This window comes from Labilibaculum sp., assembly GCF_041595635.1.
GTDB lineage: Bacteria > Bacteroidota > Bacteroidia > Bacteroidales > Marinifilaceae > Labilibaculum.
The window spans coordinates 35,166-61,686 of the sequence record NZ_JBFHJW010000004.1 but is presented as its reverse complement, the minus strand read 5'-3'; the positions used below and the strand labels follow the sequence as shown (position 1 = coordinate 61,686).

The 26,521-nt window shown below is 35.1% G+C and carries 22 protein-coding genes; 11 read left to right on the top strand and 11 right to left on the bottom strand.

Going from position 1 to position 26,521, the window contains the following annotated elements; all coding sequences use genetic code 11:
- The first annotated feature begins 8 nt into the window (after nucleotides 1-8).
- The 4 genes from ABYT26_RS02250 (at nucleotide 9) to ABYT26_RS02235 (ending at nucleotide 9,535) form a co-directional block, all read left to right on the top strand.
- The gene (locus ABYT26_RS02250) at nucleotides 9-2,879 is read left to right on the top strand and encodes a PD-(D/E)XK nuclease family protein (protein ID WP_372751259.1); all 2,871 of its coding nucleotides are present in this window, start codon (nucleotides 9-11) and stop codon (nucleotides 2,877-2,879) included.
- A gap of 45 nt (nucleotides 2,880-2,924) precedes the next feature.
- Nucleotides 2,925-4,871: an OmpA family protein gene (locus ABYT26_RS02245; RefSeq protein ID WP_372751258.1), complete on the top strand. Its 1,947-nt coding sequence runs from the start codon at nucleotides 2,925-2,927 to the stop codon at nucleotides 4,869-4,871.
- Between the two features lie 16 nt (nucleotides 4,872-4,887).
- Nucleotides 4,888-6,063: a cysteine desulfurase family protein gene (locus ABYT26_RS02240; protein ID WP_372751257.1), complete on the top strand. Its 1,176-nt coding sequence runs from the start codon at nucleotides 4,888-4,890 to the stop codon at nucleotides 6,061-6,063.
- Nucleotides 6,064-6,421: 358 nt separating this feature from the next.
- Nucleotides 6,422-9,535 carry a glycoside hydrolase family 3 N-terminal domain-containing protein gene (locus ABYT26_RS02235; RefSeq protein WP_372751256.1) on the top strand — a complete coding sequence of 1,038 codons (3,114 nt, stop codon included), beginning with the start codon at nucleotides 6,422-6,424 and terminating at the stop codon, nucleotides 9,533-9,535.
- Here the strand turns inward: ABYT26_RS02235 and ABYT26_RS02230 are convergent.
- From ABYT26_RS02230 to ABYT26_RS02220, 3 genes are read right to left on the bottom strand one after another with little or no spacing between them, the layout of a single operon-like run.
- Nucleotides 9,506-9,964 carry a CYTH domain-containing protein gene (locus tag ABYT26_RS02230; protein ID WP_372751255.1) on the bottom strand — a complete coding sequence of 153 codons (459 nt, stop codon included), beginning with the start codon at nucleotides 9,962-9,964 and terminating at the stop codon, nucleotides 9,506-9,508. The genes ABYT26_RS02235 and ABYT26_RS02230 overlap by 30 nt on opposite strands.
- 12 nt (nucleotides 9,965-9,976) lie before the next feature.
- Nucleotides 9,977-10,744 carry a type III pantothenate kinase gene (locus ABYT26_RS02225; protein WP_372751254.1) on the bottom strand — a complete coding sequence of 256 codons (768 nt, stop codon included), beginning with the start codon at nucleotides 10,742-10,744 and terminating at the stop codon, nucleotides 9,977-9,979.
- A gap of 56 nt (nucleotides 10,745-10,800) precedes the next feature.
- On the bottom strand, nucleotides 10,801-11,751 hold the full coding sequence (locus ABYT26_RS02220) for an NAD(P)-dependent oxidoreductase (protein ID WP_372751253.1): 951 nt from the start codon (nucleotides 11,749-11,751) through the stop codon (nucleotides 10,801-10,803).
- A gap of 196 nt (nucleotides 11,752-11,947) precedes the next feature.
- Here ABYT26_RS02220 and ABYT26_RS02215 point away from each other — a divergent pair, with 196 nt between their 5' ends.
- Both ABYT26_RS02215 and ABYT26_RS02210 read left to right on the top strand, forming a co-directional pair.
- Nucleotides 11,948-13,105, top strand: a complete 1,158-nt coding sequence (locus ABYT26_RS02215) for an ATP-grasp domain-containing protein (RefSeq protein ID WP_372751252.1) — start codon at nucleotides 11,948-11,950, stop codon at nucleotides 13,103-13,105.
- A 485-nt stretch (nucleotides 13,106-13,590) separates the two neighbouring features.
- Entirely contained in the window at nucleotides 13,591-14,046 is a 456-nt protein-coding gene (locus ABYT26_RS02210; protein ID WP_372751251.1) for a cold-shock protein, read from the top strand.
- Between the two features lie 88 nt (nucleotides 14,047-14,134).
- On the opposite strand, the gene ABYT26_RS02205 is transcribed toward ABYT26_RS02210, so the two are convergent.
- The 4 genes from ABYT26_RS02205 to ABYT26_RS02190 all read right to left on the bottom strand — a co-directional run bounded on the left by ABYT26_RS02205 (nucleotide 14,135) and on the right by ABYT26_RS02190 (nucleotide 17,059).
- On the bottom strand, nucleotides 14,135-14,326 hold the full coding sequence (locus ABYT26_RS02205; protein WP_372751250.1) for a cold-shock protein: 192 nt from the start codon (nucleotides 14,324-14,326) through the stop codon (nucleotides 14,135-14,137).
- Nucleotides 14,327-14,750: 424 nt separating this feature from the next.
- Nucleotides 14,751-14,942: a cold-shock protein gene (locus ABYT26_RS02200; protein WP_101260022.1), complete on the bottom strand. Its 192-nt coding sequence runs from the start codon at nucleotides 14,940-14,942 to the stop codon at nucleotides 14,751-14,753.
- 356 nt (nucleotides 14,943-15,298) lie between these two features.
- Nucleotides 15,299-16,054 carry a DUF4197 domain-containing protein gene (locus ABYT26_RS02195; RefSeq protein ID WP_372751249.1) on the bottom strand — a complete coding sequence of 252 codons (756 nt, stop codon included), beginning with the start codon at nucleotides 16,052-16,054 and terminating at the stop codon, nucleotides 15,299-15,301.
- A 117-nt stretch (nucleotides 16,055-16,171) separates the two neighbouring features.
- Entirely contained in the window at nucleotides 16,172-17,059 is an 888-nt protein-coding gene (locus tag ABYT26_RS02190) for a hypothetical protein (protein ID WP_372751248.1), read from the bottom strand.
- A 273-nt stretch (nucleotides 17,060-17,332) separates the two neighbouring features.
- Between ABYT26_RS02190 and ABYT26_RS02185 the strand changes: the two genes are divergently transcribed.
- Nucleotides 17,333-18,016, top strand: coding sequence for a hemolysin III family protein (locus tag ABYT26_RS02185; protein ID WP_372751247.1), 684 nt, complete (start codon nucleotides 17,333-17,335; stop codon nucleotides 18,014-18,016).
- 214 nt (nucleotides 18,017-18,230) lie between these two features.
- Here ABYT26_RS02185 and ABYT26_RS02180 read toward each other — a convergent pair whose 3' ends face one another.
- Nucleotides 18,231-19,610 (bottom strand): tryptophanase, encoded by a 1,380-nt coding sequence (locus tag ABYT26_RS02180; protein ID WP_372751246.1) that lies wholly within the window; start codon nucleotides 19,608-19,610, stop codon nucleotides 18,231-18,233.
- Between the two features lie 464 nt (nucleotides 19,611-20,074).
- Between ABYT26_RS02180 and ABYT26_RS02175 the strand changes: the two genes are divergently transcribed.
- The 3 genes from ABYT26_RS02175 (at nucleotide 20,075) to ABYT26_RS02165 (ending at nucleotide 22,783) form a co-directional block, all read left to right on the top strand.
- Nucleotides 20,075-21,706, top strand: coding sequence for a DUF3078 domain-containing protein (locus ABYT26_RS02175; protein WP_372751245.1), 1,632 nt, complete (start codon nucleotides 20,075-20,077; stop codon nucleotides 21,704-21,706).
- Nucleotides 21,707-21,810: 104 nt separating this feature from the next.
- Complete coding sequence (locus ABYT26_RS02170) at nucleotides 21,811-22,278, top strand: hypothetical protein (RefSeq protein ID WP_372751244.1); 468 nt, start codon at nucleotides 21,811-21,813, stop codon at nucleotides 22,276-22,278.
- Between the two features lie 76 nt (nucleotides 22,279-22,354).
- Nucleotides 22,355-22,783 (top strand): rhodanese-like domain-containing protein, encoded by a 429-nt coding sequence (locus ABYT26_RS02165; RefSeq protein ID WP_372751243.1) that lies wholly within the window; start codon nucleotides 22,355-22,357, stop codon nucleotides 22,781-22,783.
- Here ABYT26_RS02165 and ABYT26_RS02160 read toward each other — a convergent pair.
- Entirely contained in the window at nucleotides 22,780-23,277 is a 498-nt protein-coding gene (locus ABYT26_RS02160; protein ID WP_372751242.1) for an O-acetyl-ADP-ribose deacetylase, read from the bottom strand. The two genes, ABYT26_RS02165 and ABYT26_RS02160, sit on opposite strands and share 4 nt — an antisense overlap.
- Before the next feature lie 242 nt (nucleotides 23,278-23,519).
- Between ABYT26_RS02160 and ABYT26_RS02155 the strand changes: the two genes are divergently transcribed.
- A complete protein-coding gene (locus ABYT26_RS02155) occupies nucleotides 23,520-24,614 on the top strand; it encodes a 6-phosphofructokinase (RefSeq protein WP_372751241.1) in 1,095 nt (364 codons plus the stop codon).
- Nucleotides 24,615-24,647: 33 nt separating this feature from the next.
- Here ABYT26_RS02155 and ABYT26_RS02150 read toward each other — a convergent pair whose 3' ends face one another.
- Entirely contained in the window at nucleotides 24,648-25,100 is a 453-nt protein-coding gene (locus ABYT26_RS02150; RefSeq protein ID WP_372751240.1) for a thiol-disulfide oxidoreductase DCC family protein, read from the bottom strand.
- A gap of 532 nt (nucleotides 25,101-25,632) precedes the next feature.
- Entirely contained in the window at nucleotides 25,633-26,391 is a 759-nt protein-coding gene (locus ABYT26_RS02145) for a S1 RNA-binding domain-containing protein (protein ID WP_372751239.1), read from the bottom strand.
- Nucleotides 26,392-26,521: the final 130 nt, after the last annotated feature.

Sequence of the window (26,521 nt, the reverse complement as noted above, 5' to 3'; positions counted from 1 at the left end):
ACTCTACTATGAATTCATTTCTTCGTCAGTTAACCCAAGAACTTTATCAGAAATATGCAAATAATTTATCGAATTGTTTGTTGGTTTTTCCCAATCGTAGGGCAGGACTGTTTTTTTCAAAATATTTAAATGAATTGATCGAAAAACCTCTTTGGGCTCCAAAGATTTTAACGATAAATGAATTTTTTACAGGCTATTCGAAATTGCAAATAGAGGATAATTTGGGTTTGTTGTTTCGTTTGTATAAAATCTACATTCAGAAAATGGATGTTGCAGAGAGTTTTGATGAATTCTATCATTGGGGTGAAATGCTATTGGGTGATTTCGATGATTTGGATAAGTACAGGGTGAATGCAAAGCATTTGTTCCAAAATTTAGCGGAGGAAAAAGAGATTGATAATTTATTTGATTATTTGACCGATGAGCAGATATTGGCTATTCAATCGTTTTGGAGTACATTTCGGATTGATAAATATTCAGATCATCAAAAAGAATTTGTGAATCTTTGGGGGAAGCTTTATACAATTTATTCCGATTTTAGAAATGAGTTGGAAGCTGAAGGTTTAGCTTATGAGGGAATGGCTGCACGAAAATTGGTGGAGCAGCTTGAATTGGGACAGCTGGAAATTAGGGAGAAAAGAATCATATTTATTGGTTTTAATGCGCTGAACCGATGTGAAGAGAATTTGTTTAGTGAGCTTAAACGACAAAATATAGCGGATTTTTACTGGGATTATGATGAATCTTACCTCAGGAATCCTTACCACGAGGCCGGATTGTTCTTGCGTGAGAACATCAGGCGATTTCCATCTCCAAAAACCGATATCTGCTTCGATAACATAAAAAGTAATCATACGAAGGTTGAATTTGTTTCTTTGTCTTCGGAAGTTGGGCAAGCAAAATATGCACACTCGGTAGTTGAAGAATTTTGCAAAAATTCGGAGGATGCCCTTGAGGAAACAGCCATTGTTTTGGCCGATGAGGAGTTACTTCTTCCGGTATTGCATTCCATTCCTATCATTGCAGAAAATGTGAATGTGACCATGGGGTATCCTGCTAAAAACACCCCTGTAGCCAGTTTGTTGCGTTTGGTGATCGATCTTCAGAAAAGTGCTAAAAAACAAGCAGGAACGGTTTTTTTTCATCACAAACAAGTGCTGGCTCTTTTGAATCATCAATACTTGAATTCGGTGAATACGGAATTGGCTCACGCAATTACTCAGGATATTCTAAAGACAAATAGAATTCAGGTTCCACAAAGCATTATTGTTGGTGATCCTGTTTTGGAGAAGCTTTTTTCTCCAGTTTTTACTGTGGGGCAGTTTTCAATTTACCTGCTTGATTTGCTGCAGGGGATTTATCAAAAATTAGATGGTTCGGAAGAACAGAAAAGTTTGGTAGATAAAATTGAACAGGAATACATTTATCATTTGTTTTTGGCCATAAAACGTCTGAATGCATTGCTAAATCAGCATAAAATAGAGTTGAAGCAGGATACTTTTTATAAGATCTTGGATAAAATGATCCAAAGTTTGAGTATCCCATTTGAAGGAGAACCCTTGGCAGGCCTGCAGGTAATGGGAATTTTAGAAACTCGACTGCTCGATTTTAAAAAAATTGTAGTGCTTTCGATGAATGAGGGAAAACTACCAAAAACAGGTGCTGCCAATTCTTTTGTCCCTTACCATTTACGAAAGGGCTTTGGTATGCCAACTATCGATCATCAGGATGCTATTTTTGCTTACTATTTTTACCGTTTAATTCAGCGGGTTGAAAATCTCAAATTATTGTACAGCACGCAAAGTGATGGAATGCGAACTGGAGAAATGAGTCGTTTTATGTATCAACTAAAATATGAATCCAATTTTAAAATTGTTGAAACCAGTCCATCCTATAATATTTCCCTGCGGGAAGCCAAACCTATCGTCGTGGATAAAAGCGAGCGCATAAAAACTCGCTTAAATGAGTATTGTGGCAATCAGTTCAAAAGTTTCTCGCCATCGGCATTAAATACTTACATGAATTGTAGTTTGAGTTTTTACTTTAAATATTTAGCTGGACTTAAAGAACCAGATGTGATTTTAGAGGAGATTGATCCTCCAACTTTTGGGAATTTGTTTCATTCGGTTTTGGAGGAACTTTACAAACCTTTTCAGGGAAAAACGGTTCAAAAAGAGGATTTGGAGGTTTTACGCAAAAATAAGAGTTTGCTCGATCAGGTTTTGAAGGATGCTTTCCGATCTATTTATTTTAAGCTTCAGGAACATCAGAAAATGGAGATTGGTGGCAGAAATCTGCTTGTTTTCGATATTTTGAAAAAGTTCATTGACCGAGTATTGATTCTCGATCAGAAATTTGCACCTTTTGAAATTGTTTCGTTGGAGGGAAAATATAAAATTCAGGTGAGCATAGGTGAAAAATCTGACCGAAAAGTAAACATCAGTGGTCTGATAGACCGAGTAGATCGTTTGGATAATACCATTCGTATCTTAGATTACAAAACGGGGAAAGCCAATTTAATATTTAAAGACATTGCTTCTTTGTTCGAAAAAGAGGGGAAAAACAAGAATAAAGCTGCTTTTCAAACCTTACTTTATTGCCTTTTTTACGATGAAAATTTCAATCCGGAATTGTCAATATCTCCCGGAATATATAGCTTAAATGAGTTCTTTAACGATGGTTTCGATTGTGTTTTGACTCAAAAAGCAGGTCGTGGTAAAGCTGTTCATGTTAACAACTACAAACTTTTTAAGGAAGAATTTCTGCTTAGCCTAAAAGCATTGTTAGAGGAGATATTCGATGAGAATATTCCTTTTTCTCAGGTGGAAAATAAAGATATTTGTAGAACTTGTGTGTATTCAGAAATTTGTCATCGTTAAAATGGTGGTGATTTATTATTTTACGAATTGAATAATATCATTCTAATGTGTCGATCTATATTTATCCTATTATTTTGTTTGCTGATTGGGTTTCCTTCTTCGGCACAAAAAAAGTATACTATCAAGTCGAAACGAGCCATTAAAAATTACGAGCTAGCTGCCGAAGCTTATCGTTATATGGATAACCCAAAAGCTTTGAGTTATTTGGAAGAGGCCCTGAAGCAAAGTCCTGAGTTTATTGAAGCTTGGTTGTTTAAGGCTGATGTTTTGCACCAAATGGGAAACAAAAAACTCGAAATTGAAGCTTATCAGAAAGCAATTGCTATTGATGTGAACTATTTTGCTAATGTGCATTTTAATTTGGCAAATGCTTACCTTAGTATAGGTGCCTACGAAAAAGCCTTGCAAAAATATGAAGACTTCCTCGAGCTTCCGAAAATATCAGGCAGAAATAAGAATTTAGCTCTAAAAAGAATAAAAAATTGCCAGTTTGCTATTCAAGCAATGGCTAATCCCGTCGATTTTAAACCTGTAAACTTAGGAAAAAGTGTAAATTCATCCTTTGACGAATATTGGCCGAGTTTGACTGCTGATGAAAGTTTATTGGTTTTTACTCGCTTGATCTCTGAAAAACAGCAGGGAACAGAAGTGATCCTGAAACGGCAAGAAGATTTTTATGTTTCTCATCGGAATGATTCTTTGTGGATGCCGGCAAGACCTTTATCAGCAATTATAAATACGGAAAACAATGAGGGAGCTCAAAGTATTACTGCCGATGGTAAATACATGTATTTTACAGCTTGCGATCGATCTGATAGTTATGGGCGTTGCGATATTTACTATACGGTTCGGGAGGGCGATATTTGGTCTGAACCCATTAATGTTGGCCGGCCAATCAATACAAAAGCTTGGGAGGCTCAGCCAAGCATTTCTGCCGATGGTCGCGAATTGTATTTTGTTAGTAATCGAAAATCTGGGAAAGGAAATATGGATATTTGGCATTCAAGTTTACTTGAAATACTCTCCGATGGAAGACAAAGGTGGACTCAACCTACTAACTTGATGATCAATTCGGCGAACAACGAAATGTCTCCTTTTATTCATGCAGGAAATCAGTATTTAGTGTTTTCGTCCGACGGATTAACCGGTATGGGCGCTTACGATTTGTTTAAAACAGAACGCCAATCAGATGGCAATTGGTCTGAGCCTGAAAATTTAGGATATCCAATTAATACCTACAGCGACGAAATGGGTTTAATTATTAATGCGAAAGGTAGTAAGGCCTTTTTTTCTTCAGATCGCTTGCAAGGCAAAGGCAAGGATATCTTTAGTTTTGATATGCCGATAGCCATACAGCCTAAGTCTGTATCTTGGCTAAAAGGAAATGTGCTCGATGCTAAGTCGAAAAAACCGGTAACTGCATCTTTACTTTTGATTGATTTGCAGGCTATGGATACCATCGCTCATATTTCATCGGATCGGAAAGATGGAAGTTATTTGGTTTGTTTGCCGGCCGGAAAGGAATATTTATTTTCGGTATCAGCTCCCAATTATCTTTTCTATTCTGATCACTTTGCAATGCTCAATGATCAGGAAAAATCAAAACCTCAAACTTTTAATATTTATTTGAATCGAATTGAGAAAGGTAGAGAAATTGTTCTCCGAAATGTTTTTTTTGAAATTGATTCCTGGGAAATTTTAGATAAATCAAAAATGGAATTGAATCGTCTTTTCGATTTGCTGATTGCTCAGCCAAAATTGAGAATTGAGATTGCTGGTCATACCGACAATACTGGGAGCGAAGATCATAATCGGCTTTTGTCTGCCAATCGGGCAAAAGAGGTTTGCAATTTCCTGATAATGAAAGGAATCAATGCAGAGCGATTGACATTTAAAGGGTACGGTGCCTCGCAACCAGTAACAGATAATATCTCGGAAGAACATCGAGCTTTGAATCGACGCACAGAATTTCGAGTGATTGACAACGAATAAGAAAAATTTACGAAGTATGAAACCAATATATCTCGATTACAATGCGACCACACCCATCGCTCCCGAAGTGGCAGAGGCGATGATGCCTTACTTAAATGGATTTTTTGGCAATCCATCTAGTTCGCATTTTTATGGACGACAAACGAAAAATGCCATCGAGAATGCTCGAAAACAGCTGGCTGATTTACTTCATTGTAAACCCAGTGAAGTGATTTTTACCAGTGGTGGTAGTGAATCAAATAATTATGCACTAAAAGGCTATGCTTTTGCCAATCAGGATAAAGGAAAGCATATTATTACTTCTTCTATTGAGCATCCTGCAATTATTGAAGTTTGTAAATTTTTGGAAACAAAAGGTTTTGACTTGACCTACCTTCCAGTTGATTCAACAGGAAGAGTGCTATTGTCTGATGTGAAAAATGCAATTCGTCCAGATACCATTTTAATTTCCATCATGTATGCCAATAACGAGGTTGGAACTTTACAGCCTATTACTGAAATTTCGAATTTGGCTCGAATGAATAGTATAGCTTTTCATTCCGATTGTGCTCAGGCAGTTGGAAAGGTTCCCGTAAATGTTCAGGAATTAGGTGTTGATTTGTTGAGTTTGGCGGGGCATAAATTTTATGGCCCCAAAGGTATTGGAGCTCTTTATATTAGAGAGGGAATCAGCTTGCAGAAACTGATTCATGGTGCCGATCATGAAAATAATTTGCGGGCAGGAACCGAAAATGTGCTCGAAATTGTTGGTTTGGGAAAAGCAGCAGAATTGGCCAAAGAGAAGGAAGCAGAATGTATGAAGCATGAGAAGGGACTTGTTCAGCTTCTACGAAAAAATTTATCCAAAATTTCAGATGTTCAATTTAATGGCAATCCGGAGTATTGTTTGCCAAATACTTTAAGTGCATCGTTTAAAAATTTTCAAGCCAGCGAGTTTTTGCGACTCTTAAAAAATGTGGCTGCATCGGCGGGTGCTGCGTGCCATACCGATTCCATTTGTGTTTCTCCCACTCTTGAAGCTATGAAAGTTCCTTTGGAATATGCAATGGGAACCATTCGTTTTTCCTTAGGTCGATTTAACACAAAATCAGAAATTGAGATTGCTTCACACGAAATTATAGCTGTAGTAACAAATCTGCAGAGAGAAGAGAAGAAAAGCAAAAAAAACAGAGAGAGAAATAAATATCAATAGCTTTTCGTGATTTGTTGGATATTTGGGCAAAATAAGCATTTGATGCTCATTTTATGAAAGTTGGCAGATTTGACACTTGTTTTATTGTCTTCTCTGTAATAAATTTGTTTCTAAAGGTTGAAAACACCTTTACTTTGCATATTGTACTGGATTAGTTACAGTTCTATTCGAGTTAATAATATGGTTTTTAGTTGTAAGTAATTAAAAGAGGGGTTTTACCCCTCTTTTGTTTTTCTAATTTATGTCTTTCCAAAATAATTTAGCAATTGGTCATATTAAATGAGTAAAGGGTCTAATAATTGTAGAGGGATTTATAATTTTGTTTGAAAGTACCAATTGTTGCCTAAGAAAGATTTTCATGACCTATATATATATATTCAGGAAGCTATTTATTCTTCTTGTTTTTCTTCTGAGTTCGATTATTGTATCATCGCAAAGTGTTTATTTGGCGAAAGATAGGTTGGTTTCAGGATTTTTAGAACCTAATTCTTGGGCCGATTCCATTTTTTCTACACTAAGTGATGACGACAAGATTGCTCAATTGTTCATGTTGGCTGCTTATTCAAATAAAGAAAAAGAGGAGTCGGAGCGGATGGCCAACTTGATTGAAAAATACCAAATTGGAGGAATTGTTTTTTTTCAGGGAGAACCGGCAATGCAAGCCCAATTAACTAATGAGTACCAAACTTTGGCTAAAGTTCCTCTTTGGATTGGGATGGATGCTGAAATAGGATTAGGATCCAGATTGGTGCAAACCATTAGTTATCCAAGGCAAATTACTCTTGGTGCAGTGCAAGATGATGAGTTAATTTTTCAGTTGGGAAAACAAATCGGAAAGGAATGCAGACGATTAGGAGTTCATGTAAATTTTTCTCCTGTTCTAGATATCAATAGCCATCAGCTCAACCCAGCAATTAATGGTCGTTCTTTTGGGGAGGATCGCTATAATGTAACCAATAAATCTTATGCTCTAGCTTCGGGAATGCAAAAAGCCGGCCTTATTGCTGTAGGCAAGCATTTCCCTGGATATGGAGATACTGATGTGGACTCTCATTTTGATCTTCCTTTGGTGAATCATTCCATCGAACGTTTGGATTCGATCGAATTGTTTCCATTCCGTTTTTTAATAAATAACGGATTGGGAGGTGTTATGGTTTCCCATTTAAATGTGCCGATTCTCGATTCTGTTCAAAAAGTGGCTAGTCTTTCTAAACCTATTGTTACTGAACTATTAAAGGGTGAAATGGGGTTTAAAGGCCTTGTTTTTACCGATGCCTTTAATATGGATGGAGTACGTGAATTTTACGACAAAGGAGTGATGGATGCTAAAGCGTTGGAGGCAGGAAACGATGTTCTGCTTTTTACCGAGGATATTGAATTGGCCGTGAATGAAATTAAACTGGCTATAAAAAGTGGCTCTCTTTCCTGGGACGATATCAACGAAAAGTGTCTGAAAATATTAAAAGCAAAATATTGGCTCAATTTAAATCAGTACAAACCAATTGATACTCATGAGCTTTGGTCGGGATTGAATACTCAGGAAGGGTTTTTATTGAGACGAAAATTGACAGAAAAGGCAATTACTTTAATCAAAAATGAGAAGAATTTACTGCCGCTAAAAAGGTTAGATACTTTAAAGATTGCATCGGTAGCTATGGGAGTGCCCATACGCAACAGATACCAGGAATACCTTAGCCGATATACGGATATTGATTCTTATCAGATCGAAAAAGATGCTTCTATCGAAAGTTATTTTCAATTATTACAAAAACTTGAGGGATACAATTTAATTATTGTCAGTAAGCATGATAACGATGCACGGGTGGCCGAAAAGTATGGAGTTACCAATCAAACCATTGAATTTTTAACTGAATTATCGAAACGGAAGAAGGTGATTTTTGATCTTTTTGCCAATCCCTATGCTTTGGATCTATACGAACAAACCGATAATTTGCAAAGCATACTCATTTCGTACGAGGATAATATTGAATCGCAAATGGCTTCCGCTCAAATAATTTTTGGAGGTTTAGCTGCTCAGGGACGATTGCCAGTAAGTATTAATAACCGTTTTTTGGCCGGAACAGGTATTATGACAAATCACAACCGATTGGGATTTTCTTTGCCCGAACAGGTTAGTCTAAGTACGCTTAAGTTAAATGTTATCGATTCCATAGTTATGGATGCAATTCGTAAAAAAGCAACTCCTGGTTGTCAAGTTTTGGTTGCTCGAAAAGGGAAGGTAGTTTTTAATAAGTCCTATGGATATCATACTTATCAAAAGAAAGTGGAGCTTCGAAATCCTGATATTTACGATTTGGCTTCTTTAACAAAAATTACGGCCACATTACCGGTACTCATGCAACTAAGCGATGAAGGATGGATTAATGTGGACCATAGCTTAGGGGAGTATTACTCCAAAGCCAAAGGAACCAGTAAGGATAGCTTGGTTTTAAGAAAAATTTTAGCTCACGAAGCCAGGTTGTTGAGTTGGAAACCATTTCATTGGGAAGCAGTTGATTCTTCCAGTTTTAATGGTAAACTATTCACGCGAACTTACTCGAAGCAAAATAGTCTTAAAGTGGCCGAAGGTTTGTATCTTGCTCGAAATTATAAATTTAAGAATGGAATTTTTTCCAAGCAATTTTCTGAAAATTATCCTGTTCAAGTTGCTAATAATTTATTTATTCAAAAGGGATATCATGATACAATTATGAATCAGATCTTGGCGAGTAAATTTCGCGAATCTAATGGATACAAGTACAGTGATCTGGGTTTTATTATGATGGGAGATATGATTAAGGAAGTTACGGGCGAGACTTTGGACAATTATGTGCGGAGGCATTTCTTTACAATGCTGGGTGCTTCAAGTTTGGGTTATGAGCCGTTGAAGCGCTTTCGCGGGGATAGAATTGTGCCTACACAGAAAGATAAGTTCTTTCGTAAGCAGTGGATCAAAGCTTATGTGCACGATCCTACGGCAGCTATGTTAGGCGGAGTGGCAGGACATGCAGGAATGTTTGGTAATGCAGGCGATTTGGCAAAATTAGCCCAAATGTATCTTCAGAAAGGAACTTATGGCGGCGAAACCTATATTAGTGCAGAAACCATGAACAAATTTACTTCTCGTGCTTTCCCGAATTCTGAAAATAGACGGGGAATAGGATTCGATAAGCCCTTTTTCGATGAGGATGAAAAAGGAGGCCCAACTTGCGAACAGGCTTCACAATCAAGTTATGGGCACACTGGATTTACGGGTACGATGATCTGGATTGATCCTGAATATGATTTGGTTTATATTTTTCTCTCCAATCGAATTTGCCCCGATGAATCGAATACTAAACTGATTGAAATGAATGTGCGAACTAAAATTCAGGAGCAAATATATAAGTCAATGATTAAGCAGGAGAAAATGGATCATGAATTTATAGCACTCCCCTTAACCTTACCATTTAGAGAAAGGATGTTTAATTAATTCGACGTTTAAATATTTACTTTCTGTAGTCACTTCCCGATCAATCCATTCGGGAAGTTTAAAATGTTCATCAGCCGAATTTAGTTCTATTTCAGCAATTATTAGTCCTTCATTGTCCCCTTCGAATACATCAAGTTCCCAAAATAGATGATTTTGAGGAATCAGAAATCTAGTTTTCTCAATTTTAGAATCACAAAGAGCTAAGAGTTCCTGTGCATCATTTAATGGAATCTCGTATTCGAATTCAGCTCTTTGCAAAGGATTATTTCCAGCTTTAATGGTTAATAAAGCCTTTTTGTCTGCAATCCTTATTCGTAAACTCTTATTCGGATCACTCCAAATATAGCCTTGAATCAGCTTCTTTCCTTGTTTGGGAAGAGGTAGCAAATTTTGTTTAACCAGATATTTTCGTTCTATTTCTATGGGCATATTTTGAAGTTTTTACTTGTGAAATTGATTCCCAATAATTTTCAAGCCATCAAGAGTTAGCATGGGTTCGTGATAATTCTCGCAGTCGAGAATGGGAAGCATTACATTTGCTAAACCACCTGTAATAACCACAGTAGTTTTGCCTTCCATTTCTTTTTTTATTCCCGTTAAAAGAGATTCAACTAGACCTTTGTAACCGAGAACAATACCAGCTTGGATTGCATGAACGGTGTTTTGACCAACACAGGAAGGGGGAACCGAAAGTTCTATGTTTGGTAGTTGTGCTGTTTTTTGCGAAAGCGATCCTACTGCAGTTTTTAGGCCAGGAGCAATGCTCACCCCTAATAAATCACCATTTTCTTTTACCGCAGTAAAAGTAAGAGCTGTGCCAAAATCAACAATAATACAATTGCCTGAATATTTGTTGTGCGCAGCAACGGCGTTGGCTACTAAATCGGTGCCAATTTCATAATGATTGCGGATTCCTATTTGTAAACGTGGATACAATTCAGGTCCCAAAATTAAAGGTTCCTGCTTGAATAGCTTGCGAATCATTTCTCGAATAGGGAAAATCAAGGAGGGAACCACACTGCTTAGTACAACTCTATCAATTTTTTTCAAATCAATATTTCTGCTTGATAGTAGGGTTCGATAAATTACTTCGTATTCATCAGATGTTTTGTTGGCAACTGTATGAATTCTAAATTGTTCTGCCCAATGATTATTGCTGGATAAACCGCAAACTACATTTGAATTTCCTATGTCTATGGCTAAGAGCATGTGCTGTTTTAGTTTTTTTATTGATGAATAGAGTTGTATTTAGATACGCTAAGAACCTAGTTCACCTTATTTTTTTTGATTCCATTTTTTAAATATTGAATGATATTTGCACTGGCTTCAAGTCCCATTTCAATTCGGCTTTCTACGCTTGCTGTGCCTATATGAGGAACAACAAGGGCTTTTTCTTGTTTCAGTAATTTTGGATGAATATGAGGTTCATTTTCGAAAACATCTAGTGCTGCTCCTGCAATTTCACCTTTTTCGAGAGCGAGAGCTAAATCTTCTTCGTGCACAACCGCACCTCGAGAGGTGTTAATTAGAAAGGCTGTTTTTTTCATCTTTACGAATTCTTTTTCAGCCAATAAATGATGAGTTTCGCTAGTTAAAGGACAGTGCAAAGAAATTACGTCTGCTTGTTTCAGTAGTGATTCTATATCCATAAAAATAGCATTTTCCCATTTGGCCTCGATTATGGCTTTTCTGTTGTGATAAGCTATTTTCATTCCAAATACCATGGCCTTTTCAGCTACCGATTTGCCAATTTTTCCCATTCCAATAATTCCTAGCGTTTTCCCTCGCAAACTATTTCCTAGGTTTTTCATTACTCCCCATTCAAAATTAGGATCGGTTTTTAAACCAGTATTGCAAGTGCAAATTTGCCGGGAAAGTGATAAAAGAAGTGCTAGACACAACTCTGCAGTTGGTTCGCAAACAGATTCAGGTGTATTGCAAACAATTATTCCTTGTTTTGTTGCTGCTTTTAGATCTATGTTGTTAAATCCAACACCGTAATTGCTAATGATTTTTAGGTTTTTTCCCGCTTTTATCAATTCTTCAGAAACTTCTCTATTAAAAATAGAGAGTAAGCCAATGCAATCGGGAATAAGGGCAATAAGTTCGTCATCGGTGAAAACTTCTTTCTCTGGATAAATGATATTGAATTCTTTCTCTAATTCTGTAAGTCCTTCTTTTGGAATGGAATAGGAAATAAGTATTTTGTTTTTCACAGACTCATTTTTTACTGATTTAAAAGCTTAAAGGTAAGAATTTGAATTAAAGTGACCACACTTTAAGCTTTAAGAATTTAGTAAGTGAGTTGCCTTATTGTATTTACTCTATGTGCTTCTTTTAGAAAAGTGGATTTACACAAACTTATTTTGTAGCTTTGTTCGATGTTTTTTAACCTACGAACCCTACTATTGCATGATTTTATTGGATAAACCTTACGTTTCGAATTTTCTAAAAAAGACAATTGTAAAATATAATTTTCCAGTATTGGATACGGGAAATGTGACCGAAAAAGGAGAGCTTTCATTAATTTGTCCTGAGAAAATAGTGCAATATTTTCGAGATAATTCCAATAGCCGTATTTATGCTAATTCAGAGAATTCGATTAATTGGGTTGTAAATCACTTGAGTTTTACGAAACTTTCACAGTACATTAACCTATTTAAAAATAAAATTGAATTCCGAAAATTGATCCACGGGATGTACCCCGATTTCTTTTACAAGGAAGTGCTGTTGCAGGATTTGGATAAAATTCAATTAACTGAATTACCAATGCCCTTTATTATTAAACCAGCAGTAGGATTTTTAAGTTTGGGAGTGCATAAAGTTGTAAGTGAAGAGGATTGGGCAAGAGTGAAACAGTTAATTGTAGACGAATTTATTGATGCTAAAGCTTTGTTTCCTATCGAAGTAGTTAATACATCGTCTTTTTTAATTGAAGAAGTAATTACTGGTGAAGAATTTGCTTTTGATGCTTATTTTGATGAAAATGGTGATGCAGTTGTGTTAGGAATATTGAAGCACCTTTTTTCTTCTGAAAAGGATGTTAGTGATCGGGTTTATTATACTTCAAAGGAATTAATTAAAGAGTACCTAGCACAATTTACGCAGTTTGTTAAAGAATTAGGACAGCAAGTCGAGTTGAAAAATTTCCCTGTTCATATTGAAGTTCGTGTTGATGAGGATGGGAAGCTAACCCCTATTGAAGTAAATCCCATGAGATTTGGTGGTTGGTGCACAACTGCTGATTTAACTTATTTAGCTACAAAGTTGAATCCATACCATAGTTTTTTAAATAATAGTAAGCCCGATTGGAATCAGCTTTTGAATGATATGGATGATGAAATTTATAGCTTAATTATTTTAGATAATTCAACGAATATTCCATCGAAAGAAATAAAAGGATTCAATTATGAGAGTCTGCTTCAAAAGTTTGTAAATCCTCTAGAGCTAAGAAAGATAGATTATAAAATATACTCTATTTTTGGAATGTTATTTACTAAAACACCAAAAGAGAAGTTTGCCGAGGTTGAAGAAATTCTTGTATCTGACTTGAAAGAGTTTGTAATTTAGCAAAATACTGAATATAAATTTCGCGTAATTATTTTGTTAAAACTGCTTTTATGGACTTTGCAAAAATTAATAAAACAATTAGCGGTTTTTTAATAGAAATGATGTTTGAAAACTGTGTTCATTTTGATATTCGTCTCTGAAGAATATTGAAATCGCTTTTTTCCTGGATTTTTATTAGTTAACTTTATGTGTATTTTTTGTGCCAAATACATCAAAAGAGTCAGATGGCATATGATTTTCCGAAGGAAAATCCATAGATCTGTTTTTCGATTGGAATAAAATTATTTCGATTACAAAAAATGGATAATTGGAATGATAACTTAAATTTGTCATATTCAGACGAATATTATACCTCTAGGGACAAATAATTAGCGGTTTGTTAAGAATATTTCCGTACATTGCGAAAACTTTAAGGACTGATTATTTTTAAATGCGATTTAATCTGGTTTTTAAGGATTAAAATGAATTTCGAATCAAAAAAAATTATGGCAAGACCAAAAGAAACTTACAACAAAAAAGAGAAAGAGAAACAAAAACTCCAGAAAAGAAAAGAAAAAGAAGCACGTAAAGAAGAACGTAAAGCCAATCCTGGTCGTACTTTCGAAGAAATGCTCGCCTACACAGATGAGTTTGGTAATTTGAGTGATACTCCTCCAGATCCAAATAAAAAGAAAAAGGAAATAAAAGAAGAAGATATCATTCTTGGTGCTCGAAATAGCGACGATGGTAGTTTTGAACAGCCTTTACGTGAGGGAATTGTATCTTTTTTCAACACTAGTAAAGGTTATGGATTTATTAAAGATCTTGAAACCAAAGAAAGTGTTTTTGTTCATATTAATGGTCTTGTGGATTCTGTAAGTGAAAATGATAAAGTTACTTTTGAAACTGAACGTGGACCTAAAGGAATGAATGCGATCAATGTTAAATTATTGAAAAAATAAATTGCTTTTCTGCAATCTTACAATATTTATTAAATAAAAAAACCACCCTTTTGGGTGGTTTTTTTATTTTGTATGAAAGTAATATGAACTAGTCAATTACTCTTACATTTACTGCATTCATACCTTTTCTTCCTTTTTCCATATCGTACTCAACTCTATCGTTTTCACGAATTTCGTCAATAAGACCTGATGAGTGTACGAAGATGTCTTCACTTGAATCTGCTGGTTTAATGAATCCAAAACCTTTAGATTCGTTAAAGAATTTTACTGTTCCTTCCATTGTAATGTTTTTTAAAAATAATAAAATGTTGTATAAAGTCTTACTTCTTATTTAATTACCAGTAACAGTTCTATTATTTTTATTCCATATAATGGAATGAATCGTAATGAATGATATTGACATTATTAACTAATAAGACTCTAGAACAAAGCAAATATAAAAAAAACATTTTTTCAAACCTAAAAAAACATAGAATGTTTCAGGTTATTTATAACTAGCTGTTTGTGAATGTATTAGTGTGGGTATAGTATTTTGATTCAATTTGTATGGTAGAGCAGAAGTTAGGGATAGAGATCAAAAAAGTAGGATATGGATATGCAAAAGTTGGAGAGTTGGTTTTTATAACTTCTAAGAGCTTAGCAGAATAAACAAAAAAAAACCATCCGGTAGGATGGTTTCTTATTTTGTATAAAAGTAATACGAATTAGTCGATAACTCTTACGTTAACCGCATTCATACCTTTTTTTCCACGTTCAGAATCGTACTCAACTTTATCGTTTTCACGAATTTCGTCAATAAGACCTGTTGAATGTACGAAGATGTCTTCACTTGAATCGTCTGGCTTAATGAATCCAAAACCTTTAGATTCGTTAAAGAATTTTACTGTTCCTTCCATTGTAATGTTTTTAAAAAATAATAAATTAAGTGTTTAAAGACTCTAGTTTTTAGTAATTAACAGTAACAAACCTATTATTTTTATTCCAAACGGAATGAATAGTAACGAATGATATTGAAATTAAAAGTAAAGAATAAATCTCCTTTAAGACTTTAAAACGATGCAAATCTATATAAAACTTTTACGCTATCCTAACTTCGGATGATATAGTTTTAATTTGTTGAAAATAATTATTGATTTAGCTCCTTTTTTTAGATGAATAATTAGTAAGATACAGGTAGTTAAGAATGTAGGAAAATAGCTTTTGTGAGTTGTTTGTAAAATAAAAAGTGCTAAATACCTTTACATTCCTTTTATTACTCATCTAATTCGCCAAATACTCTTTTTAAAATATCATTTACTCTCTTTAAAGGGTCTTTTCTAATTTGTTTTTCTTCGTCAGCAACTTTAAGGAATAAAGCTGAAAGTGCTTTGTCGGTTACATATTGGTCTAGCTGTGTGTCGACACTTTCTAAATTGGCTATTTTCCCTGCAAAACTGTTAGCTACTGTGTTATAGTTTTCGGTTAATATATTCCAAGACTCGTTGGTAGATAGATTCGCAACCAATTTTTTATTCAGAGAAGCTTTTACTTTTGGCATAAATAGTTCCTGTAATTTGGTGTAAGTTTTATCTTGAAGGTAAAGTGTTGCAGCATTATCTTCCCCTTTTAGGATACTAAAAGCATCTGCAATTGTCATTTCTGTAATAGCCGTAGTAAATATTGGGCCTGCTTCGCTTACGGCATCTTCGGCGGCTCGGTTAAGTCGTAATACAACTTTATCAACCAAATCTTCCCCGCCAGGGATTAATTTTATATTATTGGAGATGCTTTGTGCTTCTGGTGGAAGAAGAATCTTTACCAATTCGTCTTTATAGAAACCATTTGTGATGGATAGAATATTTGATGCGTTTTCGCTACCAATTTTTAATGCTTCTTTTAAGCCTGTTGCAACTTCCGAACTACTTATTTCTTGAGATTGGGAGGTGGAATATTGATCGATAAACGGTTGAATTTCTGCACAAGATGCAAAGAACAGGCCGATTAGAATGACTACTAATTTTTTATTCATAATGATGCGTGTATTGATTCGATATTATTTGTGAAGTGAAAGATATTAAAAATTGGCAGTAATTTCAATAAAAAAAGCCTGTCGTAAATGAACAGGCTTGATGGTAGACCGAAGAATTTATTGCGTTAATTCTTGCATGAAATCTTCAACATTTCCCGGGGTACTCATTATTTTCATGAAGGTACCCATGGTGAGCTCTGGCCAGTATAATGCAAAGCGATATTTCCCATGAAGCATACTTGCCTTGATCCCTGTTAGGATAATTTCGTATGGCATGGCTGCAATATGGTCTTCCCCAATGATAGGCAGAAAATGTTTTTCGCCCTCTTCAGGATTATGCAATCCAATTCCGAAAATAGCTACTTTTTCATCTTTAAATACTTGTTCATAGATTAATTTGGTATGTCCTTTTTCTTGGTGCAAATTTTCACGGATAAGAGTTAATCCTTCTTCGAAAGATTCAAATTTATTTAATTCAATGGGATCGCTGAAGTAGGGCATCATCATTTTGTAGTGGTACTTTTTTAAAGCACTTTCTTTTAATTCTCCTCCGAAAGGTGTGAATTCGGTGCCAATGCTACTCAAAGATTGTTTTACTTCAGCACTAATTTTCAAAAGAATATGTTTGTCGGTTTCATAATTATCAAGGTAAGCGCAGAACACATAGTCTGGATTCAGCATACTTATTTCGATATTTTCACTCTTTTTTACCAAACCAATTTTAAGAACGCTGGCAAGTGCCCCTCGATCTTTCGATTTTAGGCATACTGTTTTAAGATCGTTTCGTGTAAAACAGATTACGTAAAGATTAGGGTTGGCTTCTGGATGATATTCTCCAACTACGCTAAATTTGTGTTGTTCAAGTGTTTGTTTGATTTCGGATTGGAGAAGTGAGATTTCTGTTTTAGAAGTTCCTACCTTAAAGAAGGGAGACAGTTTTTTTTCTTGAGCAATAATACTTTGAATCCATAGGGAGCAGAGTATTAGTAGAATTGTTTTTTTCATGTGTAGTGATATTTGTATATAGTAAGATGTTTATTAGGTACAATATATAAATATGAAAATACATAATGCTGTATTTAAGTGATAAATCGTAATTGATTTTCTTGGTATACTAATTTTTATGGACCTACTTTCATAGGTGATACTATGGTTTCAGATTCTATTTTAAATGAATGTAAATTGCACAGTTATTATTTTTTGAGAGATCGGATCTTTTCGTGAAATTTGTCTTTATTCTTTTGGATGAATAAAGGATTGACTTTTAAAGATGTTTTTATGAAATGGATATTACTTTTATCGAGTTGGGCTGTGAATGAAAAAAAAAGATTTTTATCCAATCAGGAAACCACTCATGAGCTTGCCAATTGGCTTTCGCATGGTTTTGGTTTTCTTTTTGGTATTCCTGCGGGCATATACTTGCTCGGGGTGGCTTACGAAACACAAAGTTTACATGGTTTTATTGCCTGCCTACTATTTGTTTTTGCTTTTAATTTGCTTTATGTTTCCTCTTCTGTTTACCATTACTTGATGGACAGTCCAAATCGTAAGTTGTTTCGAAAATTGGATCATATCAGCATCTTTTTTATGATAGCAGGTACCTATACTCCTTTTCTTGTTATTTATATGGACAATCTAGTTGGGCATGTTTACCTGATGATTCTTTGGGGATTGGTAGTTGTTGGTGTTTTTTATAAGATTTTTTTAATTGGCCGATATCGTTGGATCTCACTTCTTTTGTATCTGTTTATGGCATGGATCCTTGTTTTTAACTTTAATGAGTTTAGCTCGTCATTACCTGCTTTGTGTTTACAATGGATTATTTTGGGTGGTGTTTTTTACATGTTGGGAGTAATCTTTTATGTGTGGGAAAAAGTGCCATTCAATCATTTTATATGGCATTTGTTTGTTTTTGCAGGGAGTCTTTCTCATTTTATAGCAGTATACTATTGTGTGATTTAGAATGAAAATAGTAAGTGTGTTTTGAGGATTTGAAATCTAATAGTTTAGAGACTTACATTCTTTTCTTTGTTAGTAAGCTGAGATTTAATTTGTATGTATTCCAATTGTTTTTGAAATGGGCTGATTCTAGGATCCTTCGAAAAAGTCGGGCTATTTTATAGGTAAAAGCAAAAAACTCCCTATAGCAGGAGTTTTTTGAAAAATGAATGTGTAACTAGTCTATTTTTTCTAGCTGAACCGTAAAGTGTCTCATGATTGGTGCTTCGTTAACAATTTTAAATCCATGTTTAATTTCAAGTCGGCGATCGAAAACATTTTTAAGAGCCACAGCAACTACATCCATATGATTGTTGGTGTAGGTTCTTCGAGGAATTGCCAAGCGAAGTAATTCAAGTGAAGGGTAACGGTTTTCCCGGGTTTCAGGGTCTCTGTCGGCTAGTATGGTTCCAATTTCAACACCTCTTATTCCTGCCTCTAAATACAATTCACAGGCTAAAGTTTGTGCCTGATATTCTTCTTTGGGAATGTGATTCAATATTTTTTTTGCATCGACAAAAATAGCATGACCACCAATAGGTTTCTGAAATGGGATTCCAAATTCAACCAACCTACCGCCCAGGTATTCTACTTGTTTAATTCGAGTTTGAAGGTATTCAAATTCAGTTCCTTCATCAAGGCCTTGAGCCAGGGCATTCATATCACGCCCCGACATGCCTCCATAGGTTATGTATCCCTCAAACATGATGTTAAAAGTAGATGCTTCTTTCCAAAGTTTTTTACTTTTCATTGCAATGAAACCTCCCATGTTTACGATGGCATCTTTTTTAGAACTCATGGTAGCCATATCGGCGTAGGAATACATTTCTAATACAATTTCTTTAATGGTTTTGTCTTGATAACCTTTTTCTCGGGTTTTTATGAAGTAAGCATTCTCTGCAAAACGTGCTGAATCAAAGCAAAGGGGAATTCTATACTTGCTAGCTAATTTTTTTACGGCTTTAATATTTTGCATTGAAACGGGTTGACCTCCCGATGAATTGCAAGTAACCGTAATAATAATCATGGGAATTTGTTCTTTAGGATAGGTAGAAAGAACAGATTCTAATTTTATAAGATCAATATTTCCTTTAAAAGGATGATCGATTACTGTATCGAAAGCTTCATTAATAGTGCAGTCAACGGCTTTTGCTTTTCTAAATTCAATGTGTCCCTTAGTGGTGTCGAAATGTGAATTTCCTGGAACAATATTGCCCTCTTTTATCAAAACCGAGAACAATACATTTTCAGCGGCACGTCCTTGGTGGGTTGGCAAGAAATGATCGAAACCTAATATGTTTTTTATAGCAGATTTCATGTTGTAATAGGAGCGTGCTCCAGCGTAACTTTCATCGCCTAGCATCATTTCTGACCATTGCTTGTCACTCATTGCTCCTGTTCCTGAATCAGTTAGTAAGTCAATAAATACCTGGTCACTTTTTAGGTTGAATAGATTGTAATTGGCTTCTTTTAGCCAAACTTCTCTTTCTTCGCGTGTGCTTTTTTTGATGGTTTCCACCATCTTGATTTTATATGATTCTGCAAATGGTAATTTCATAATGTTGTTCTTGTTAAAATGTAAGGTGCAAGTAATTATGGGATGCAATTATCCCAAATTAGTTTTCCTTGTATTTATTTTTGTAGGTAGGTTTTTGGACAGAATGTACCAGATGAGTTTAGAATTGGAACTCGTCTCTATTTTTAATATTGAGGTAGATTTTTTGTGTCAGCATTGGAAAATAATGTATTGTTTCCATTTTTATCTGTTTTCTACTATGGTTCAAATGTAAAAATTTTTTTTTTCAATAGAAAGGACAATATCTTTTTTGTGAAATCGTTTGCTTAGCTATTGGCAATATTATTGCGAGAAAGAAGTTGAATTGTATAGTGTATTTCATCAGTTGGATTTTTTTTAATTAGAAATAATTTCAACAAATTTGTCTTTCTAAATTTACTTGTTTGTCGAAAATGAAATCCCTTTAGTTAAATCTAGTAATTCAAAAACGTTAAGATCATCCCTTTATGATTCGATTTATATGTGCCCTACTAATTTTTAGTTTTCCATTTTGTGCATTTTCCCAAAATAAAATAAAAAAAGATGCCGTTTATCCAGAGCACTCAAAATTGCAGGATTCGATTAATTCCATTAAACAAAATGTAAATGATTCAATTCGATATTTTTCTAATGATACAACTCTGAAATTACTCCCTGATCCATTGCATCACCTCGATAATGTCGGGTTTAAGTTTATTGTTCGTGAATTGAATTTAGATTTCGAGAATAAAGGTCATCAGACCGATTCTGTAAAAGATGCGGTGAATACTCTTCTTCAGTACGTTGAAAATGATAGCATTCGAGATATGGTTTTTTACTTGAAGGATTACATTGAAACAAGGAAAACAGAAGAGGCGCTTCGAGAAGTGAAAAAGAGGATCGCATTGGAAAAAATTCTTAGCTATCAACCTGATCTAAATCAGCCAGAAGAGCTGGATGTCGATGAGGGATGGAAGGCAACCGCTTTGCAAGAATTATATAATTATGTGGAAAATGATCCTGTAAATCAATGGATTCGAGAAATTAGTAGAGATTCGGTTTTATTGGGTGTGAAAAATTATCAGAATGATTCAATTAATTTTTGGATCAATAATGGGAAGCAGGATTTTAAACGATTTTGGCTGAAAAAAAATAGGCGCGATTCTATTGGAATTTGGGTGCAAAATACAAGCGATCGATCTATTCGTATTCTTGTTGATGATGATGTGTATCAGCAATCGGTGCAGAAATCAAAAGTGCGGTCAAGTCGCATGAAAATAGAAAAGAAGATTTCTGCTGATCAATACAAGTTGGCTGCTTTGCAGAGTTACAATCGCTACTCTCAGGTTTGGACTTTAGGATCTACCTTTGGTTTTTCCTTTAATCAAGGACATGTAAGTGATAGCTGGTCGGGTAGTGGTGAGAGTTCAATTGCGACAATTTCAACAATAAGTACTTCTGCTAATTATAAAAAAGGGGATTCTAGCTGGGACAATGCATTTACTCTTAAGTATGGATTGTTGAAATCAGGTGGGGATTCTTTTCAGAAAAATGAAGATGAAATTAAACTGACTTCAAAATACGCTCAAAAAGCGGTTAAAAATTGGTACTATTCAGCTTTGTTTACTCTGAAAACGCAGATGTTCAAAGGTTATGATTATTCCGATGATGATGGACGAGAGCTAATCTCTAATTTTTTTGCACCGGCTTATATCATCGGGTCGGTTGGTATGGATTATAAACCTAATAATAACTTTTCAATTCTGCTTTCACCCATAGCACTTAAATATACAATTGTAAGCGATACTAGTGTTATCGATCAGACTGATTATGGTGTTGATGAGGATAAAAAAATCAAAAAAGAGATTGGATCTTATGTGGGTGTAACTCATAGTGTTACCTTTTGGGATGATATGAAGTTGAGCAATGAATTAACTCTATATTCCAATTATGCATTACGACCCAAAAATGTGGATGTCGATTGGGAAATGTCTTTGGAAATGCCTGTTAATCAATATATATCTACAAAAATATCACTTTATTTAATTTCCGATGATGATACATCTTCTAAGATTCAATTCAAGGAAAATGTGTCGGTAGGTCTTAGTTATACCTTGTGATGTTAACTACATGAATTGTTTATTGACTTGAAAATATGTTTTAAAGCTTTTTTGCTTTCCACAAAAAATACTATTTTGTTACGCTAATTGTAAAACAATAAACTATGAGTTTAAAATATAAGGTGTCAGGTGTTGGTACGATCGAAATTGATACATTGGTTGTTGATTCAAATGGAACTTTAACCATTAAAGGTGAGCTTGTATCAGGTGTAATGGAACGAATTAATCGGTTACAATCTTTAGGCGTAAATGTAGTTATGATTTCTTCTGATCAGCGAGGGGGCGCAAGAGAATTGGCTGGTTCTATCGGAATCACCTACTATGAGGCTAATAATTCAAGAGCGAAGGAAGATATTTTGCTTTCTTTAGGCTCACGAAATGTTGCCGCTATTGGAAATGCTCGTATTGATATTGGATTGTTTGTGCAGTCTTTGGTTTCTGTAGCTACACTTCAAAGTGAAGGTATTCATAAAGATATTATCGATCATGTTGATGTTATTGTACCTTCGGTTAACGACGCTTTGGATTTTTTCCTTGATGAAGATACTTTTATTGCTACTATGAAACGTTAAATGTTTTAAATTTAATATAGATAGGATCTCTTTGTTAGGAGATCTTTTTTTTTTGATAATTTTATATAGCATAACTATGTTTCTTCTGATTTTATCTACTTTTGCAATTATTTTTGGAATCTATTGGTATTTTTTTCATACTCCTGATTATGCAGGTTATGTTACGACTGCTGGTAGTGCACTAAAGAAATACAGCAATGTGGAAGATCTAATGAATTTAACGCAAAATCCGGAAGAGGACATTTGGATTCTGGATGTTCGAGAAGAGGAATATTATGTTATGGATCATATTCCAACAGCAAAGAACTTTCCTTATGATGAGGTTGAAAAATGGCATTCAAAAATACCTTTAGGAACCCAACTGATTATTTACTGTGATTTAAGCTTAAAATCGCAGACTGTGATCGATTTTCTGGAACAAAAAGGGCATACTCAAATGCTCAATTGGGGGAAATACAAGAAATGGATTTATCCCGAAGTTGTAGAAGAAGATATTTCGATCTAAATTAGTTGCTTATAAATTTGAAAATTTTCTTCATCGAAAACACAAAAAATAATCTTACGAATTGATTGAAGGTGTTTGGCTTCCTGCTTAATGGTTTCAATTGCAATTTGGGCTGCCTCTTGTTTTGGGAAGGCATAAACACCTGTGCTTATATTTGGAAAAGCAATGCTTTTCAGCTGTAAGTTTTCTGCCAAACGAATGCTATTTCTATAGCAATTTTTTAACAATTCACTTTCGTTTTGTTGACCTCCATTCCAAATAGGACCAACAGTGTGAATTATGAATTTAGCTGGGAGTTGATATCCTTTGCTTACTTTTGCTTCGCCAGTAGCACAGCCATTCATAGTTTTGCATTCTTTTAGCAGTTCTGCACCTGCCGCTCTATGAATCGCTCCATCAACACCGCCGCCACCTAAAAGACTCTTGTTTGCGGCATTAACAATTGCATCAACCTGAAGTTTTGTGATGTTTGATTTCTTGAGAACAATTTCCATTTTTAGATCGTTTTAATTGGTGTAAAAGAGAACTTGAGTGCACTTATTAGAAATTAAGTTGCTAACTTGTTCTTGTTTTTGAAGGCTGGACTAAATTAATAATTCAAAATCATTATAAAAAATGAATGCGGAATCGATTGCAATCTGTTGGTTGTGAAATTGTTTGTTCGAGTTTGGAAAAATATTTTTACTTTAGCCGCGCTAGCCAAGCAAATTGATTGAAATATATTAAATTGACAAATATGAAAAGAGTATTAGTTGCAACCGGAGGTGGTGATTGCCCCGGGTTAAATGCCGTGATTCGTGCCGTTGTAAAACGTGCCGCTCAAGAAAAAGATTGGGAAGTTGTAGGAAGTATTCAGTCTTTCGATGGTATTTTGAAAGAACCAACTGAAATAAAAATATTAGATGATGCTGCTGTTAAAGGGATACATTATCAAGGTGGTACTATGATTGGTACAACCACCAAAGGAGGTCCATTTGCATGGCCAGTAAAAAACAAGGATGGTTCTTGGGGATCTGCTGATCGTTCTGATGAGATGATTCGCAAGTTACAATATTTGGGAATTGATGCCGTAATCAGCATTGGTGGTGATGGTTCACAGAAAATTTCTCAAGCTTTGTATGAAAAAGGATTGAATATTATTGGGGTGCCTAAGACCATTGATAATGATCTTTCGGCTACCGATTTTACTTTCGGTTACCAAACCGCTGTACAAATTTGTACTGAAGCAGTTGATAAGTTGAAAACTACTGCAGCGTCGCACAATCGTGTTTTTGTATTGGAAGCAATGGGACGTGATGCGGGATGGATTGCTTTAAGTGCTGCTATTGCTGGTGGAGCTGAAGCTTGTTTGATTCCTGAAATTCCTTACGATGTGAAAAAAGTGAAGGAGAAATTAGACACTCGTTTCTTGAAAGGAAAAGGTTTTGGGATTATTGTTGTTGCTGAAGGTGCTATGCCTAAAGGTGGAGCTGCTTTAGCTGCCGAGAGTACAGAAGTGGGAAATCCTAACTTGAAATTAAGTGGTGCTGCCGATCGTCTTGCTGTAGAATTAAAAGCGGCTGGTGTTGAAGCTGATATTCGTACTACAGTTTTAGGTCACTTGCAACGTGGTGGTATTCCTGTTGCTTACGATCGTGTTTTGGCAACTCAGTTTGGAGTTAAAGCTTTCGAAATGGTATTGGAAGGTAAATTTGGTCAGATGGTAGCTTATCGTCATCCACAGGTTGTTGGTGTTCCTCTTCCTGAAGCTATCGGACAACAAAACCTTGTTGATCCAAAAGCCAATTTGGTAAAAACAGCTAAAGGTGTTGGAATCTGTTTTGGAGACTAATTCTTAAGTTAAGATATAGATAAGCCGGAATTTTTAAAAATTCTGGCTTTTTTTGTGCCCTTGTCCGTGAAAACGGTCTTGCCATTCCGACTTGGGAAGTATACATTCATTTTTACGCCCAAACCAATTGTAGCGGTTTTTAGCAATGAGTTCGTAAAGCCAATCGGTAATGCGCTTAGGAATAAAAGAAAAGTAATGAATGGCTTTCCAGGGGTAAATAAGATGCTTCGAAACCTCGAATATTGCAGCACTTTTGGTGTAAGCTTTCCCATTTTCGATATAGATAACAGTGCTCAAATCTTGAAACTGCACATTTTCTTTCTGAAGCAAATTTTTGGCAAAAGTAGATTGTAATGATGCAAAATGGAGGTTTTCTTTGCGGTTGTAGGTCAGCAGAAATTGTACCGATTTATCGCATAAATTACAGACCCCATCGAAAAGAATAATTGGGTTTGAGTATTTTTGAGATGAATTATACTGTTCCATTTAATTTGCTAGAGATATTTTAGTCCTCGAATTGTTAGGTTCTACATATAAAATTAAAAATAAAAACCATACCAAGAATTCCTGTTGCTAGCATTCTGATGAAAAGGGTTCAGAATGAAATTTTAAATTTTTGTAAATTGTTTATTTAAATTGTCACACTTGGCATCTATGATGCAGCAAAAGTATTTTAAAGGCAAGTTTGTATATGGACAAACACCTTCTTTGGATTAATTATTTTGAAAGTCAAATGGAATAAGATATAAACAAACTTAAAACCCCAATATCATGAAAAAACACAATTGTGAAGAGTGTCCCATGCGTGCGAAGTATGATCGTTCCCCTAAATCTTTAATCGGTAGATTCTGGCGATGGCACATTAATTTTTGTCCGGGATGGAAAGGCTATATGAAATCGTTAGATGAGGAAAAAAAGAAAGAGCTAAGGCTGAAATATGAGCTGGTTGTTAAGTAGTTAAGAGTAAAACATCAAAAAAAGGAGGCTGGTTTTGTCTCCTTTTTTTGCTTACTATTCTTTAGTTTGCCTTCAAACCTATTCGTTCCCTTTCTGTATCGATACTTACTATTCTTACTTTAAGTGGTTCTCCCTTTTCTAGTTGCTCAGATTCCTCCGGTAAATCAGATGTGTGAACAAGTGCTGAGAGGTCACCTTCGAGTTTTAGAATAATACCAAAATGAGTAAATGAATCAACAATGCCAGTAATGTGATCGTTTAGCTGATACTTTTCTGCAAATTGTTCCCAGGGGTTTGGCTGACATTGTTTTATGCCCAGCGATATTCTGTATTTTTCTTCCTGAACATCCAATACCATAACCTCTATTGCATCTCCCACAGTTACGATTTTGGAAGGATGCATATTTCGATCGGTCCAATGCATATCCGAAACCTGAACCAATCCCTCTATATCTTTATCGATATGGACAATACAGCCATAATCGATTACTTTGCTTACCAGGCCTTTTACCCGTTTTCCTTCCGGATAACGAGTTGAAATTCCTTTCCAGGGATTGTTCTTGCATTGTTTCAAGCCTAAGCTTATTAACTGCTTATCTTCGTCCACATTCAAAATCATAACTTCTATTGTATCCTTACAGCTAACAAGGTCGCTGGGTTTTAAATTGCTCGTGATCCAGGCCATATCTTTTAGGTGTAACAGGCCCAAAATTCCTTTTTCAATTTCAACATAACAAGCATATTCTAGCACTTTTATAACTCTGCCAGTTTGTATTGTTCCTTTTTTATATCGAGATGCAATGTTTCGCCAAACCGTCATTTTAGATTGTTCAAATTATTATTTTTTTTACAGATGCCGGTAAATATAGTTATTTTGAGCATTGTAGAAACAATTAAGAGAATTGGCGATAGGTAAAGTACCGACTTGACAAACCAATCCTACGATTTAC